The 15,999-nt window shown below is 64.4% G+C and carries 12 protein-coding genes; 8 read left to right on the forward strand and 4 right to left on the reverse strand.

Translation table 11 applies throughout. From position 1 onward, the window contains the following. Positions 1-34 precede the first annotated feature (34 nt). Positions 35-1,630: a methyl-accepting chemotaxis protein gene (locus CLU92_RS28425; protein ID WP_101481716.1), complete on the reverse strand. Its 1,596-nt coding sequence runs from the start codon at positions 1,628-1,630 to the stop codon at positions 35-37. 343 nt (positions 1,631-1,973) lie between these two features. Continuing rightward, positions 1,974-3,737 carry a methyl-accepting chemotaxis protein gene (locus CLU92_RS09650; protein ID WP_101481717.1) on the reverse strand — a complete coding sequence of 588 codons (1,764 nt, stop codon included), beginning with the start codon at positions 3,735-3,737 and terminating at the stop codon, positions 1,974-1,976. 341 nt (positions 3,738-4,078) lie between these two features. On the opposite strand from CLU92_RS09650, the gene CLU92_RS09655 reads away from it, so the two are divergent. From CLU92_RS09655 to CLU92_RS09685, 7 genes are all read left to right on the forward strand, one after another. Then, positions 4,079-5,011, forward strand: coding sequence for a 5'-nucleotidase (locus CLU92_RS09655; protein ID WP_101481718.1), 933 nt, complete (start codon positions 4,079-4,081; stop codon positions 5,009-5,011). Between the two features lie 221 nt (positions 5,012-5,232). After that, positions 5,233-8,676, forward strand: coding sequence for a transcription-repair coupling factor (gene mfd / locus CLU92_RS09660; RefSeq protein WP_101481719.1), 3,444 nt, complete (start codon positions 5,233-5,235; stop codon positions 8,674-8,676). Positions 8,677-8,731: 55 nt separating this feature from the next. Beyond that, positions 8,732-9,574 carry a phosphoserine phosphatase SerB gene (serB, locus tag CLU92_RS09665; RefSeq protein WP_101484591.1) on the forward strand — a complete coding sequence of 281 codons (843 nt, stop codon included), beginning with the start codon at positions 8,732-8,734 and terminating at the stop codon, positions 9,572-9,574. A 91-nt stretch (positions 9,575-9,665) separates the two neighbouring features. Further along, on the forward strand, positions 9,666-10,394 hold the full coding sequence (locus CLU92_RS09670; RefSeq protein WP_143452589.1) for a nucleotidyltransferase domain-containing protein: 729 nt from the start codon (positions 9,666-9,668) through the stop codon (positions 10,392-10,394). After that, entirely contained in the window at positions 10,391-11,317 is a 927-nt protein-coding gene (locus CLU92_RS09675; protein ID WP_101481721.1) for a TIGR04222 domain-containing membrane protein, read from the forward strand. Before CLU92_RS09670 ends, CLU92_RS09675 begins: the two co-directional genes overlap by 4 nt. After that, a complete protein-coding gene (locus CLU92_RS09680) occupies positions 11,307-12,164 on the forward strand; it encodes a DUF692 family multinuclear iron-containing protein (protein WP_180338477.1) in 858 nt (285 codons plus the stop codon). The genes CLU92_RS09675 and CLU92_RS09680 overlap by 11 nt, the downstream gene beginning before the upstream one ends. Beyond that, the gene (locus CLU92_RS09685; protein WP_101481723.1) at positions 12,161-12,427 is read left to right on the forward strand and encodes a hypothetical protein; all 267 of its coding nucleotides are present in this window, start codon (positions 12,161-12,163) and stop codon (positions 12,425-12,427) included. Before CLU92_RS09680 ends, CLU92_RS09685 begins: the two co-directional genes overlap by 4 nt. Before the next feature lie 16 nt (positions 12,428-12,443). On the opposite strand, the gene CLU92_RS09690 is transcribed toward CLU92_RS09685, so the two are convergent. Then, positions 12,444-14,309, reverse strand: coding sequence for a serine hydrolase (locus tag CLU92_RS09690; protein WP_180338478.1), 1,866 nt, complete (start codon positions 14,307-14,309; stop codon positions 12,444-12,446). Positions 14,310-14,401: 92 nt separating this feature from the next. On the opposite strand from CLU92_RS09690, the gene CLU92_RS09695 reads away from it, so the two are divergent. Next, positions 14,402-14,764, forward strand: a complete 363-nt coding sequence (locus tag CLU92_RS09695; protein WP_101481725.1) for a hypothetical protein — start codon at positions 14,402-14,404, stop codon at positions 14,762-14,764. Positions 14,765-14,800: 36 nt separating this feature from the next. On the opposite strand, the gene CLU92_RS09700 is transcribed toward CLU92_RS09695, so the two are convergent. Then, positions 14,801-15,967, reverse strand: a complete 1,167-nt coding sequence (locus CLU92_RS09700; protein ID WP_101481726.1) for a cystathionine beta-lyase — start codon at positions 15,965-15,967, stop codon at positions 14,801-14,803. Positions 15,968-15,999: the final 32 nt, after the last annotated feature.

Consider the following 15,999-nt stretch of genomic DNA (forward strand, 5'->3'; position numbering starts at 1 on the left):
CGCGGGCCGCGCCTGAACCTTGCCAGGCGCGCCACTAGGCCAGCAGGCGCGGCACGGCCCGCGCAGGGCGACCCGCCAGAACCGCCGGCCCCTGCTGCAGGCGAAACACGCTGACCACCTGCAGCAGCTTTGCCGCCTCGCCTTCCAGCGATTGCGATGCCGCCGCCGCTTCCTCCACCAGGGCGGCGTTCTGCTGCGTCACTTCATCCATCTGCAGCACCGCCTGGCTGACCTGGCCGATGCCCGTGCTTTGCTCGGCGCTGGCAGCCGTGATGTCGGCCACCATCTGGCTGACCCGGCCCACGGCGGCCACCACGTCCTGCATGGTGGCGCCGGCCCGCGCGACCAGGGCGGCGCCTGCGTCAACCTGCTGGGTGGAATTGGCGATCAGGGCACGGATATCGCGCGCCGCCGCCGCGCTGCGCTGTGCCAGGTTGCGTACTTCCGTCGCCACGACGGCAAAGCCGCGCCCCTGCTCGCCCGCGCGCGCCGCTTCCACGGCCGCATTCAGGGCCAGGATATTCGTCTGGAAGGCTAGCATGTCGATTACGCCGATGATGTCGGCAATCTGCGCCGACGACGCGCTGATGGCGTCCATGGTATGGATCACCTGCCCCACGGCTTGCCCGCCGGCGCCGGCGATGTTCGCCGCCTCGATGGCCAGCACGCTGGCATGGCGCGCATTGTCCGCGTTCTGCTGCACGGTGGAGCTCAGTTCCTCCATGGCCGACGCCGTCTGTTCGAGCGCGCTGGCCTGCTCCTCGGTGCGCGACGACAAGTCGATATTGCCGGCCGCGATCTGCGACGATGCGGTGGCGATGGTATCCGTGCCGCTGCGCACCTGCTGCACGATCTCGAGCAGGTTGCCGTTCATGATGCACAGCGCGTCGAGCAGCTTGCCCGTTTCATCGCCGCCGTGACTGCCGAAAGTCGATGTCAGGTCGCCTGCGGCCACGGTCTGCGCCACTGTCAATGCGTGCAGCAGCGGCTTGACGATGCTGCGCGTGACCAGCCAGGCGGTGACGAGCGAGAACAGCACGGCCAGCGCGCTCAGCGCCAGCATCATCTTGCGCGCCGTGGCGTATTCCGCGTCCACCTGGGCGCCCGCCTCCTCCATCAGCTCATGCTGGAGCGTGATCAGGTTTTCCAGCGCCGCCATGTAGCGCAGCTGCTCGCCGCGCACCGTGCCGAGCAGCAAACTGGCCGCTTCGTCGCGCGCGCCCTCTTCCAGCAGGGCCAGCACCTTGTCGCGCCCGCCGTTGAAGGCGGCGCGCGCCTGGGTCACGGCCGCCATCAGTTGGCGGCCCTGTGGCGACAGCACCACCTTGTCCAGCTGCGCCAGTTCCTTTTCCGTTTCGGCGCCAGCCCGGGCGATGGTGGCGCGCTCCTGCGCCAGCTGCTGCGGCTCGCTCATCAAGAGCAGGTTGCGCGAGGAGCGCGCGATGATGTTGACATTCTTGATGATGTCGTTCGCCAGCACGGTTTTCGGATATTTATCATCGATCACGTCGCGCATGCGCTGTTCCAGGCTCGACAGACGCAGCATGCCCAGCGCGGCGGTCGCCAGCAGCAGCAAGGTCAACAACGCAAAGGAGCAGCGCAGGCGCGTGCCGATTTTCATATTTGCCATCTATTCGCATCCTTCAGTGTGGTGCATCGGCCATCGCGCCGGACTCGCATGCAAGGCTGACGGCAATGGCTGCCGCCTGCCACGAATGGCCGGACGCAACAGGCGAAGGGGGCAGCCGGGATGTGGCCGAGGCGGGAACAAGGGGTGGTACGGCAGGCAGTGTGAGTTATCTCACAAGCAATGTCGCGTTAAGTTTTGAAAAGATTTGCTTAGATAGCAAAACAGCTATTTATGTAACGCTGTTTTTTTAGTAAGTAGTAACCGCAGTGCACGCGTGGGCACGCAGGCAAAAACGGCCGCGCAGGGCGGCCGTCCGGAAGCGCATGCTGGCGCCGTCAATCCATCAGAACACTTCCCACTCGTCGTCGCGCGGCGCGCTGTTGCGCGAGGACGGTACGGCGTGCAGGGCCGGGCGGCCCGCGGCAGGTCGCGATGGCGGACGCGGTGCCGGCCGCTTCGGTACGGCGCTGGCCATCACGGCGCGCGGCGCGGGCGCCTTCGTGCGGGCGGCGGGCGCCTGTGCGCCATCGAGCTTGAAGACGCTGACCACACCAGCCAGCTGGCCCGACTGCTCCTGCAAGGATTCGGCTGCGGCGGCCGCCTCTTCCACCAGGGCCGCATTTTGCTGCGTCACCTGGTCCATCTGGCCGATGGCTTGGTTGATTTGGTCGATGCCCGAGCTTTGCTCCTGCGTCGCCAGGCTGATTTCCGCCATGATGTCCGTCACGCGCTGCACGCTGGAGACGATTTCGGCCATCGTGCTGCCCGCCTCGGCCACCAGCTTGCTGCCAGCGTCGACCGCCACCACGGAGTCGCCGATCAGGGTCTTGATTTCCTTGGCCGCCGCCGCCGAGCGTTGCGCCAGGTTGCGCACTTCTGTCGCCACCACGGCGAAACCGCGTCCCTGCTCGCCCGCGCGCGCCGCTTCCACGGCCGCATTCAGGGCCAGAATATTCGTCTGGAAGGCGATGCCGTCGATGACGGAAATGATGTCGACGATCTTGCGCGAGGAATCGTTGATGGCCTCCATGGTCTCGACCACCTTGCCCACCACCTCACCGCCCTTCACGGCGACGCCGGAAGCACTCAGCGCCAGCTGGTTGGCCTGCTGGGCATTGTCGGCGTTCTGCCGCACGGTGGAGGTCAGCTCCTCCATCGACGATGCCGTCTCTTCCAGCGAGCTGGCCTGCTCTTCCGTGCGCGAGGACAGATCCAGGTTGCCGCTGGCAATTTCCGACGATGCCGTGGCGATGGTCTCCGTACCGCTGCGCACCTGGCCGACGATGTTGACCAGGCTGGAATTCATGTCTTTCAGCGCCTGCAGCAGCTGGCCCGTTTCTTCCGTCGTGTGCACCTCGATGTGGCTGGTCAGGTCGCCCGAGGCCACCGTTTGCGCCACTTTCACGGCCGAATTGATCGGCTGCGTGATGGCGCGCGTGATGTAGGCGGCGCAGCCGATGCCCAGTGCCGACGCTAGCAAGCCCAGAAGCAGCATCAGGCTTTCCGAACGCACCACGGCAGCGCTGCCATCCTTGACGCTGGCATCGGCCACGCCATTATTGAGCTTGATGATCTCATTGAGGGTGGCTTCGGCCTTGCCGAACAGGCTGCGCGAATCCAGATACTGCTTGTAGAACGCCACGAACAGGGTCTTTTGCTGCTGCTCGTCGCGATTGTCGGCCAGCTGGCGCAGGATGGCGCGCACCCTGTCGTCGTCCGCCTTCCAGGCCGTCCACTCGCCCTGGAAGCGCTTCCACAGCACGGCTTCCTCCGGCGTCTGCGGCAACGGCTCGTACAGCTTGCGGCCCGCCTCGATATTGCTCCAGGCCTTGGTGCGCAGCTGCAGTGCTTCCGCGAACTTGTCTTGCGCCTGGTAATTGTTTTCATAGATGGCGGCCGTCAGGGTGGCGGCAGCGACGGCCGTCTGGCCTTCGCTGATCATCATCAAGCCCTGGATCGACGGCAGGCGCACCACGCCGATTTCATTGACTGCGGTGCCCACGGTGGCGATACCCGTGTAACCGCAGATGCCCACCACCAGCAAGGCCGCCATCATCACGGCGACGAGGGTCGCCAGCTTCCATTTGATCAGTAAATTCTTAAACATGGCTAGGTCCTTTATAAAGTCACGACGACTGCTGGCGAGGTTCGGGCTGGCATGTTCGAGTAAAACAGCTGACACTTGTATAAAGGTGGCGGGGATGGGGCGTACGCTTCGTTACAATTGGCGAGAATTCATAAGTGGAAGCATAGAGGAAAAATATGTTTATGGCTGATACATACTTGATACAAAACAAGATTTATTTCTTTACTGTGGCGCGTATTGCACAGCGGTCAGAAAAAATGGCCTGGCGCCCAGCTTTGGTGCAAAAAAATCCCCGTGCGCCACTACTGGCTGCGCAGTTCATAGTCGTATAAGATAGTCAACACGTACACCACAGGAACAGCATGGCTTATCCTATCGAACACAAACTGGTGATCGGGGTCGCTTCCAGCGCCCTGTTCGACCTGGCCGAATCGCACCAGGTCTACCTCGACAACGGCCCCGAGGAATACCGCAAGTACCAGGAAACGCATATCGACACGGTTTTGCCGCGCGGCGTGGCCTTTCCCTTCATCCGCCGCTTCCTGAACATCAACAAACACTATCCGCGCCAGTCGCCCGTGGAAGTGGTGCTGTTTTCGCGCAATTCGCCCGAAACGGGCTTGCGCGTCATGCACAGCATCGCCCACTATGGCCTGGACATTTCGCGCGCCGCCTTCATGACGGGCAAGTCGCCCTACCCCTACCTGCCCGCCTTCAACGCCTCGCTCTTCCTCAGCGCGAATGAAGACGACGTGCGCAGCGCGCTGGCCTGCAACTATCCGGCCGGGCTGGTGCTGCCGTCGCGCACGGAAGACGACGAAAACGACGAAGAACTGCGCGTGGCCTTCGATTTCGACGGCGTGATCGCCGACGACGAAGCGGAAACCGTGTTCAAGCGCAACAATGACGTCGATGAATTCCACGCCCATGAAACCCTGAACGTGGGCACGCCGCACCGCCCCGGCCCGCTGGCCGACCTGTTCCAGAAACTGGCCACCATGCAGCGCCTGGAAGAAAAGGCGCAGCGGCGCGACCCCGGCTACAAGAAGATACTGCGCATTGCCATCATCACGGCGCGCAACGCACCGTCGCACGAACGGGTCGTGACGACCCTGAAAAGCTGGGGTGTGGCGGCCGATGAGACATTTTTCCTCGGCGGCATGGACAAGTCGCGCGTGCTGGCCGTGTTCAAGCCGCATATTTTCTTTGACGACCAGCTGAGCCACCTGAAATCGGCGGGCGGCACCATCCCGATGGTGCACGTCCCCTTCGGCATTGCCAATGTCCGCGCATGATAAAACCTGCTGCGCGTCGCGCTTTGCGGCCTGCGATGCTCACTGTGCTCAAGCACAGTTGCGCTTCTCGGCCACAAATCACTGCCGCTCGCGACGGTTTTCTCAAGCGCGGAGATATAAGTGATGGTCTATAATCTCGCCTGTCAGCGCCGTCACTGGCGGCGCTGCGCGCACCACAGCTGTCCCACTCAACTGCCTCTGCCACTAGTGTCATCGCCTGCATGTCCTTAGACTTAAAAAAAGCTCTCCCCAAGCCTGGCAACCGCTACGCGCTGCCCGCCCTGTATGGTTCATCCGACGCCTATGCCCTGGCGCTGGCCGCTTTGGCCTTGAAAGCGCGGGGCCAGATGCTGGCCGTTGTGGTGGCGCAGGCCAGCGACGGCCAGCGCCTGCTCGATGAAATCCCGTGGTTTGGCGGCACGGAACTGCGCTGCCATCTGCTGCCGGACTGGGAAACCCTTCCCTACGACGCCTTTTCGCCGCACCAGGACCTGGTCTCTGAACGTCTGGCCACCCTGCACGAAATCCAGACGCGCCAGTGCGACGTGCTGATCGTGCCGGCCACAACGGCGCTGGTGCGCCTGGCGCCACCGTCCTTTTTGGCCGCCTACACCTTCTTCTTCAAGAAGGGCGAAAAGCTCGACGAAGCACGATTGAAGTCGCAACTGACCCTGGCCGGCTACAGCCATGTCTCGCAAGTGATGTCGCCCGGCGAATACTCGGTGCGCGGCGGCCTGCTCGACCTGTTCCCCATGGGCTCGGCCCTGCCTTACCGGCTGGACCTGTTCGGCGACACCATCGAAACCATCCGCACCTTCGACGCCGACACCCAGCGCTCGCTCTACCCCGTGCACGAAGTGCGGCTGCTGCCGGGGCGTGAATTCCCCATGGACGAAGCGGCGCGCACGACCTTCCGCAACCGCTGGCGCGAGCAGTTCGAGGGCGATCCATCGCGCTCGGTCGTCTACAAGGACATCAGCAGCGGCATCGCCTCGGCCGGCATCGAATACTATCTGCCCTTGTTCTTCGAGCAGACGGCCACCCTGTTCGACTACCTGCCGCCTGACGCCTCGCTGGCCCTGGTAGGCGAGATCGATGCGGCCATCGGGCGCTTCTGGACCGATACCCAGTCGCGCTACCGTTTTTTGAAGGCGGACCGCGAGCGGCCGATCCTGCCGCCCGAAGCGCTATTCCTGTCCGACGAACAGTTCTTCGGCCTGGCCAAGCCGTATCCGCGCCTGGCCATCACGAAGTCGAACGACGCCCTGGCCTCCGAACTGTCGGCGCCCGTGCCGAACATCGCCGTCAACCGCCGCGCCGACGACCCGCTGGCCAACCTGCGCAGCTATCTGCTGCAATCGGGCCGCCGCGTGATGATCTGCGCCGAATCGAACGGCCGCCGCGAAACCCTGCAGCAGTACTTTACCGAATACGATCTGCACCTGACACCAGTGGAAGGCTGCGACGGCTTCCTGCAGTCCGACGCCAAGCTGATGCTGGGCGTGGCGCCGCTGCACGCGGGTTTCGAACTGTTTACGCCAGAAGGCAATCTGGCCTTCATCACCGAGACGGAGCTGTATGCCGGTTCCGGCCGCCGCGTCGGCACCAAGAAACAGGAAGGCGTGACGCAGGTCGAATCGATGGTGCGCGACCTGTCGGAGCTGAAAATCGGCGACCCCGTGGTGCACATCAACCATGGCATCGGGCGCTACATGGGCCTGACCAGCATGGACCTGGGCGAAGGCGAGACGGAATTTTTGCACCTGGAATACGCCAAGGACACGAAACTGTATGTGCCCGTGTCGCAGCTGCATGTGATCTCACGCTATTCGGGCGCCTCGCCGGAAGACGCGCCATTGCACTCGCTCGGCTCGGGCCAGTGGGAAAAAGCCAAAAAACGTGCAGCCGAACAGGTACGCGACACGGCCGCCGAGCTGCTCAACCTGTACGCGCGCCGCGCGCTGCGCCAGGGCCACTCCTTCGAATTCTCCGCGCACGACTACCAGCGCTTCGCCGACAGCTTCGGCTTCGACGAAACGCCGGACCAGGCCGAGGCCATCCACAACGTCATCAAGGACATGACTTCCGGCAAACCGATGGACCGCCTTGTCTGCGGCGACGTCGGCTTCGGCAAGACGGAAGTGGCCTTGCGCGCCGCCTTCATCGCCGTCATGGGCGGCAAGCAGGTAGCGATACTGGCGCCCACCACCCTGCTGGCGGAGCAGCACGCGCAAACCTTCGCCGACCGCTTTGCCGACTGGCCCGTGCGCATCGCGGAATTGTCGCGCTTCCGCAGCGGCAAGGAGATCACGCAGGCATTCAAGGGCATGGCCGACGGCACGATCGATATCGTCATCGGCACGCATAAACTGCTGTCGGACGACGTCAAATTTACCCGACTGGGTCTGGTCATCATCGACGAGGAACACAGGTTCGGCGTGCGCCAGAAGGAAGCCTTGAAGGCCTTGCGCGCGGAAGTGGACGTGCTGACCCTGACGGCCACGCCGATTCCCCGCACCCTGGGCATGGCGCTGGAAGGCTTGCGCGACTTTTCCATCATCGCCACGGCACCGCAAAAGCGCCTGGCCATCAAGACGTTCGTGCGCAGCGAGGGCGAAGCCATCATCCGCGAAGCGTGCCTGCGCGAGCTCAAACGGGGTGGCCAGATCTACTTCCTGCACAACGAGGTGGAAACCATCCAGAACCGCCTGGCCATGCTGACGGAACTGCTGCCCGAGGCGCGCATCGCCGTGGCGCACGGCCAGATGCACGAGCGCGACCTGGAAAAGGTCATGCGCGACTTCGTCGCCCAGCGTTTCAACATTTTGCTGTGCACGACGATCATTGAAACGGGCATCGACGTGCCGACGGCGAACACCATCATCATGCACCGCGCCGACAAGTTCGGCCTGGCGCAGCTGCACCAGCTGCGCGGCCGGGTCGGACGCTCGCATCACCAGGCCTACGCCTACCTGCTGGTGCACGACGTGCAGGGCCTCACGAAACTGGCGCAGCGCCGCCTGGACGCCATCCAGCAGATGGAAGAACTGGGCAGCGGCTTTTACCTGGCCATGCACGACCTGGAAATTCGCGGCGCCGGCGAGGTGCTGGGCGAGAGCCAGTCGGGCGAGATGACGGAAATCGGCTTCCAGCTGTATTCGGACATGCTCAACGAAGCCGTGCGCTCGCTGAAAGCGGGCAAGGAGCCGGACCTGGCCGCACCGCTGGCCTCGACGACGGAAATCAACCTGCACGTGCCGGCCCTGCTGCCGGCGGACTTCTGCGGCGACGTGCACGAGCGCCTGTCGATCTACAAGCGCCTGGCCAACTGCGCCACGCAGGAGAAGATCGACGATATCCAGGAAGAACTGATCGACCGCTTCGGCAAGCTGCCCGACCCCGTGAAAGCGCTGATCGAGACGCACCGCCTGCGCATCGCCGCGAAAACCGTGGGCATCGTCAAGATCGACGTGCATGGCGAGGCGGCCACCCTGCAATTCATGGCCAAGCCCCCCATCGACCCGATGCGCATCATCGACCTGATCCAGAAGAACCGCCATATCAAGCTGCATGGCCAGGACAAGCTGAAAATCACGGCCGCCATGCCCGACCTGGCCGCGCGCGTGACGCAGATCAAGACCACCATCAAGCAATTGACGGTGTAAACAATTTCGATAATCTATGCAGGACTGCCCCATGACCAACACGACTTCCATCACCATGAATCTGATCCTGCAGGGTCTCGACGGCGACATGGCCAGGCTCGATCGCATCGCCGCCCTGGCCGCGCCGACGTCCATCACGCGCCTGGGCCCAAACGCCGTGCGCTGCGAAAAGATCGCCTATTCGCCCGCGCTGCGCCCCACCATCGAGGTGGCGGCCCAGGCGGCCCAGCTGGACGCCACCTACATGATGGGCCAGCGCGAACTGAGTGAATTCAAGCTGGTGGCGATGGACATGGATTCGACCCTGATCACCATCGAGTGCATCGATGAAATCGCCGACATGCAGGGTCTCAAGCCGCAGGTGGCGGCCATCACGGAAGCGGCCATGCGCGGCGAGCTCGATTTCGCCGCCAGCTTGAAGCAGCGCGTGGCCCTGCTCGAAGGCCTCGACGCGTCGGCCTTGCAGCGCGTCTACGACGAGCGCCTGAAACTGTCGCCTGGCGCCGAAAAAATGCTGGCGGCCGTACAGAAGGCCGGCCTGAAAACCCTGCTGGTATCGGGCGGCTTCACCTTCTTCACCGAGCGCCTGAAGCAGCGCCTGGGCCTCGACTACACGCACGCGAACGAGCTGGAAATAGTCGATGGCAAGCTGACGGGGAAAGTGTTAGGGGGCATCGTCGACGCCGAAGAAAAGCAGCGCACGGTGGAAAGAGTCTGCGCGGATCTGGGCATTACGCCATCGCAGGCCATCGTCATGGGCGACGGCGCCAACGACTTGAAAATGATGGGCATCGCCGGCCTGTCGGTCGCCTTCCGCGCCAAGCCCGTGGTGCGCTCGCAGGCCGATGTGGCGCTGAACTTTGTGGGTCTCGATGGCTTGCTGAACGTATTGACCTGACTTGGCGCCTGGTGGTGCGCGCACGATCGCATATTTTTGCTATATTGCAAACTTGTGATTACCAAGCTTGCCCACCGTGAAAGAACACCGCATGCCGCCATCGCTGCCAGAAGAGGTACAACGCCATCTGGACTTGTTTGTCGCCGCCGCGCAAACGGCATTCGGGGATGACCTTGTCGCCGCCGTGCTGTTTGGCTCGGCCGCCGACGGCCAGCTACGCGCCACGTCCGACGTCAACCTGCTGTTGCTGCTCAAGCGCTTTGCGCCGCCAGCGGCCGATGCGCTGCGCGGGCCCTTGCGCATGGCGCACGCCGCCATCGATTTGCAAGTGATGTTCCTGCTTGAAAACGAATTGACGGATGCGGCCGACGCCTTCGCCGTCAAGTTTGCCGATATTATTGCGCGCCATCAAGTGCTGCTGGGCAATGATCCCTTCGCCAGCCTGCATACCAGCCGCGACGCCGTGCTGCGCCGGCTGCGGCAAGTGCTGCTGAACCAGCAAGTGCGCATGCGCGAACGCTATCTGCTGCTCAGCCTGAACGAAGAACAGCTGGCCGGCGCCATCGCCGACGCTGCCGGCCCGCTGCGCTCGGCCGCAGCCTCGCTAGCGCAGCTCGATGGCCGGGCGCCGCTATCTGGCAAGCAAGCGCTCGAAGCGTTTGTCGACCAGCTGGGCGAACCTGCCCTGTACTCTGCCTTGCAAGCCATGTCGACGGCGCGCGAAACGGCGCGCCTGGCGCCGGGCCAGGCCCGGCCCGCCTTTACTGGCCTGATGACCATTACCGAACGCTTGCGCGAGCACGCGGAGCACATGCAGTGAACGGCGCGAATCCGTTTGACTGGAGCGGGCCGTGGTTCCTGCTGGCCTACCTGGTTTTCGGCCTGCTCGTGTACTACCTCGCGCGCGAATGGCTGATACGCCAGGAATTGCGCAATCCGCACGCCCAGCTGTCGCTGGCCGATGATCCCTACCGCATCGCCTTCCTGCGCGGCGGCGCCCTCGAAGCGGTGAAAATTGCCGCGATCGTGCTGGTCGACCGCGGCTTGCTGCGCGCCCAAGGTCCGCTGCTGGAAACGGCCAGCGCCGACAGCCTGCGCTTCGCCAGCCATGACATCGAACGCGACGTGCTGCGGCTCTACCTGGGCCGCCAGGGCCACAGCAAGGAACTGGCCGTGCAGGCCGACACACTGCCTTCGTGCCGCGCCTACCAGGACAGCTTGACGCAGCAGGAATTGCTGCTCGGCCCGCCGCTGCTGCGCCGGCGCGAACGCATCACCTGGGTCGCACACTACCTGCTGCTGACGGTGGCCGCCGTCAAGGCCGTCATCGCCATCGGCAACGGGCACTACAACCTGCTGTTCCTGGCACTGCTGCTGGCGATATTTTTGCTCAAGCTGCGCGGCTTGCGCAAGCGAACGGCCAGTTGGGGCGCGCAGCGGCTGCTGACCGACCTGCGCATGCTGTTTAGCCGCCTGAACATGCGCGCATCACGCCTGCAGGCGGGCAGCAGCAGTGGCGACATGGCACTGCTGGCCGCCATCTTCGGCATCGGCGCCCTGCCGCCGTCGGTGTACGCGTATGTCGCCGAGCTGTACCCCGTGCCCCGGCAAAGCACGGGCGGCGACGCGTCGTCCGGCGGCACGGGCGACTCGGGCGGCTCCTCCTCGGGCGGCGACGGCGGCGGCTCTTCGTGCGGCAGCGGCTGCGGAGGTTGCGGCGGTGGCGGCGGCTGTGGCAGCTAGCAAGGGGGCCGCACGCGACCGCGTCGGCCTGGGCTGGCGCGGCGAACTGGCTGCCGGCATCCTGTCCAACCTGGCGCAGATCGACATACTGGAAGTGATCGCCGACGATTATTACCACGCCCCGCGCGCAGGCATCGCCGCCCTGTGCAGCCTGGCGCGCCAGGTGCCGCTGAGCCTGCACAGCGTGGGCATGGGACTGGCGTCAAGCATTCCCGCCGACCCGCGCCGCCTGCATGCGATGGCGCGCCTGATGAAGACGGTACAGGCGGAGTCATGGTCCGAGCATCTGAGTTTCGTGCGCGCGGGCGGCGTCGAAATCGGCCATCTGGCGGCGCCGCCGCGCACGCCGCACACCGCCGCCGGCGCCGTGGCCAATATCGCGCTGGCCACCCGCATCGTCGGCAGTGCGCCGCTGATGGAAAACATCGCCACCCTGGTCCAGCCTCCCGCCAGCACGATGGCTGAAGCCGCATGGCTGGCGCAGATTATCCACGGCGCGCAAGTGCCGCTGCTGCTGGACCTGCACAACCTGTATGCGAATGCCGTCAATTTTGGCGAGGCGCCGGAGGAACTGCTGCTGCGCCTGCCCCTGGCCAGGGTCGGCGCCGTGCACCTGAGTGGCGGCCACTGGATAGCCGCGCCAGGCGGCGCTGGCAAGCGCTTGCTGGACGACCATTTGCACGATGTACCGCCCGCCGTCTTCGCTTTATTGACCTTGCTGGCGCGCCATGCGCCGCAGCCCCTGACGGTGATCGTCGAACGCGACGGCAATTACCCGTCGTTCGACCATGTGCTGGGTCAGCTGGAACTGGCGCGCGCTGCCTTGCGCGCGGGGCGGTGCGCATGAGTTCCGCCGCACTGGAAACCTATTTGGCAAGGCTGTACACGGACGACGCCCTGCGTGCTGCCTTCCTGCTCGAACCCTGGAAGCAAGCTTTGCTGCACGGCTTGTCTCAGCAGGAAGCCGAGGCGATGGCGGCGATGGACCTCATCGGCCTGCAAATGGCGGCGGCCAGCTATCGCGCCAAGCGCGACGGGCGCGCCGAACGCGGCCCCAAGGCCACGCCGGCGCAACGCTGGTGGCGACGGCTGCTGCAAGTCTGGCGCTGACGGCCCGCTACAGCGACTACAACTGCCACAGTCGCAGCGGCAGCAAGCCCCACCAGGCCAGCACCAGCAGCAGTTGCAATGCCGCCAGCAAGCCTACCCAATCCCATTTCGCCCACGAGCCGGCCTCGGCCGCCGTGCCGCGGCTGCGCCAGCAGCGCGCCAGGCCAAACGCCATGGCCAGCGGCAGCGCACCCGTGACCAGCGCCAGCAGCACGCTGGCGACAGTGACATCGCCCAGGCGCAGGTAAGACTGGAAATAGAACAGCGGCAGGGGCAAGAGCAGCGACAACAGAGACAGCAGGGGCGCGAACAGATGGTCGCCCCGTCGCAGGCTGCGCAGTGCGGCGCGCCAGACGCCCACCACCAGCACATACAGCAAGCCCGCCATGCCCAGGGCCAGGCTGCCCCACAAGACCAGCATGCGCAGCATCGACACCCGCTCATAGCTGCGCAAGCCGTCGCTGAGGATATGCTTGCCATCCTCTTGCATCAGCACATGCGACGCGGTGCTGCGGTCGCTGGCGCGGAACAGCAAGCCGCCCACCGGTTCCAGTTCCTTCGGCTCGCCCTGGAACGGGATCAGGAACAGCGACTCGCCATCCCATTTCAGGCGCGTAAAGCCGAAGACGGCATCGACCCAGGCCATGCTGGCCATGGGGCTGGGCGACGGCACGTACACACCCTGCCAGTTTTCCACCGTGGGGGCGGGCGTGCCCTGCGGAGCCGGCGCGCGCAGCGGCAGCTCCAGGTCGCGCAGCAGCAGACGGTTGAAGCGTTCATAGTCGGCCTGCTCCGCATCCGTATTGAAGGCCACGAAGAAGGCGCTGTCCTGCTCCGGGTAGATGCACAGCATGGCGCGGAAACCCACGGCCGTGCCCGGGTGGCAAGCGCCCACCACATTATGGCGGTCGCGTACGGCCAACGCCAGGCCGTGGCCCGTTGCCAGGCCCGCCTGCGCCGCATCCGTGCCGGCCGGTTCGGACAAGGCGCCCATCAGCGCCAGGTCGATGAAGCGCTTGCCCTGCAACTTGCCGTCGCCCATCAGGAATTGCGCCAGCTTGCCCATGTCGGCCGCCGTGGTGGTAAATTGCGCGGCCGGACGCAAATACTGCGGCACGGCCGGTTGCGCCACGCCATGCTCGAAGTGGCCCATGGCCAGGCGCGGATCCGCATGCGCGCCTGTCTGCGTGACGAAGCCAAACGTGCTGTCCGCCATGCCCAGCGGCTGCAGCAGCTGCGCATCGAGATAGCGTTCGTAGGGCTGGCCCGTGACTTTTTCGATCACCATGCCCAGCAAGCCATAGCCCATATTGGAATACGCATAGCGGCTGCCGGGCCGGGCGCGCACGCGCAGCAGATTGCCGTCGCCGTCAAAAGACTCGGCCAGCGGCGTTTCCGGTGCCGGGTTCAGGCTGAACGCCTGCCAGAAGCGCACATTGTCCAGGCCGGACGTATGCGCCAGCAGGTGACGGATGCGCACGGGGTCGCCGGTCTGCCACGGGTTTTTCAGCGCCAGTTCCGGCAGCACCTGCTGCAAGGGCGTGTCGAGCGTGAGCCTGTCTTCGCTGACCAGGCGCAAGACGCCCAGCGCCAGCGCCACCTTGCCCACGGAACCCACCTGCACGCGCGTGTCCGCCTGCATGGGCAATTTCTTGGCGACATCGCGCTGACCGGACGCGCCAACTTTGACTGTCCCATCTGGCAAGACTTCGCTCCAGACGGCGCCCGCCAGGCCCTCTTCCTTCAAACCAGAAACAAACTCCGCCTCCAGCGTAGGGCCGGCGGCATGGGCCACCGTGGCGCACAGCAGCAAGGCCGGCAAAGCGCAGCGCAGCCATGATCCGGCGCGCGCGGCCAAGGTGGGATGTGGATCTGCTTTCAACAATGTATTCCGCCTTTTTTCATGGATTGCACTCCTGCGCAACAGAGCTTGTTACAATAAAAAACTGATTCAAACATCCAGCAGGAGCCTGCATGTCACAAGATATGATTCTCGATACCCCACTCCAGCAGACCAGGAACCTCGCCTGGTGGCTGTACCTGATACATGGCGCCAGCTTTGTTTTTTCGCTGGGCGCGTTTTCCTTCATTCCGCTCATCATCAATTATGTGAAACGGGACGAGGCGGCCGGGACCTTCGTGTACAGCCATCACAGCTGGATGATCCGTTCCTTCTGGTGGTATGTGGCCTGGATCGTCGTCGGCGCCATCCTGTGGATCACGCTGATCGGCATTCCGCTGGCGCTCGTCGTGTGGGGAGTGGCCTGGCTGTGGAAAGCCTACCGCTTGCTGCGCGGCTTCCTCGACCTGAACAACAACACCCCCGTCCCCATGTAAAAGGTGCTTCGCGGCAAGCCAACGGCTTGCCGCTTCCTACATCGCCGCGAACGCCCGCTCGATATCGGCAATCAAATCCTGCGGATCTTCCAGCCCCACGTTCAGGCGCACCAACTGACCCGGCAACTGCCAGCCCTTGCGCATGGCGGCGATACGGTAGGGCATCACCAGGCTGTTCGCGCCGCCCCAGCTGTAGCCTATCTTGAACAACTGCAAGGCATCGACGAAACGGTCAGTGTGTGCCTCCGTATAGCGGGCATCGAACAGCACGGAAAACAGGCCTCCCGCGCCCGTGAAATCGCGCTGCCAGATGGCGTGGCCCGGGCAATCGGCGAAAGCCGGATGCAACACGGTGGCGATCTCGCTGCGGTCCTTGAGCCAGCTTGCCACCGTGCGCGCGCCCGCATCATGGGCATCGAAGCGCAGCTTCATGGTCGGCAAGCCGCGCAGCACCAGGTAGGCATCGTCCGCCCCCACGCCCATGCCAAGGCGCATGTGCGCCTGCGCCAGGCGCTCATGCAGCGCCCTGTCCCGCGTGATCAAGGCACCCATCAGCACATCCGAGCCGCCCGACTGGTATTTCGTCAGCGCCTGCATGATGATGTCCACGCCCAGGTCAAAGCCGCGCAGGGCCAGTCCGGCCGACCAGGTATTGTCCAAAGCCACCAGCACGCCGCGCGCATGGGCGGCCGCGCAGATGGCGGGCAAGTCCGGCACTTCCATGGTCACGGAGCCTGGCGCTTCCGTCCAGATGAGCTTGGTATTCTCCTGAATCAGGGCGGCGATGCCGGCACCGATCAGCGGATCGTAATAGCGGGCCGTAATGCCAAAATCCTGCGCCAGCCAGCGTCCCAGTTCGCGGTTCGGGTTATAGATGTTTTCCGGCAGTAAAACGTCGTCGCCCGTTTTCAGCAGGGCAAAGTCCGCCATGGCGATGGCCGCCAGCCCCGACGGCGCCAGCAGGCAGTGCTTGCCCCCTTCAATTTCAGCCAGCCGCGCTTCCAGCGTGAACGTGGTGGGCGTGCCGTGCAAGCCGTAGGTGTAGGCGTTCTTTTCTTTCCAGTCGCCCGAACGCATGGCGGCCACGTCCTTGAACAGCACGGTCGATGCATGGTGGATGGCGTTGGGAAAGGCGGCAAAGCCTTGCGGCGCCTGGTAATCGCTGTGGATCAGCGCCGTCTGGGGAGATTTGGGTGTGGTCATGGCATCGGCATCGAATCGTAGGCAAATAAAAA

It is taken from the genome of Janthinobacterium sp. 61, from assembly GCF_002846335.1.
GTDB lineage: Bacteria > Pseudomonadota > Gammaproteobacteria > Burkholderiales > Burkholderiaceae_D > Janthinobacterium.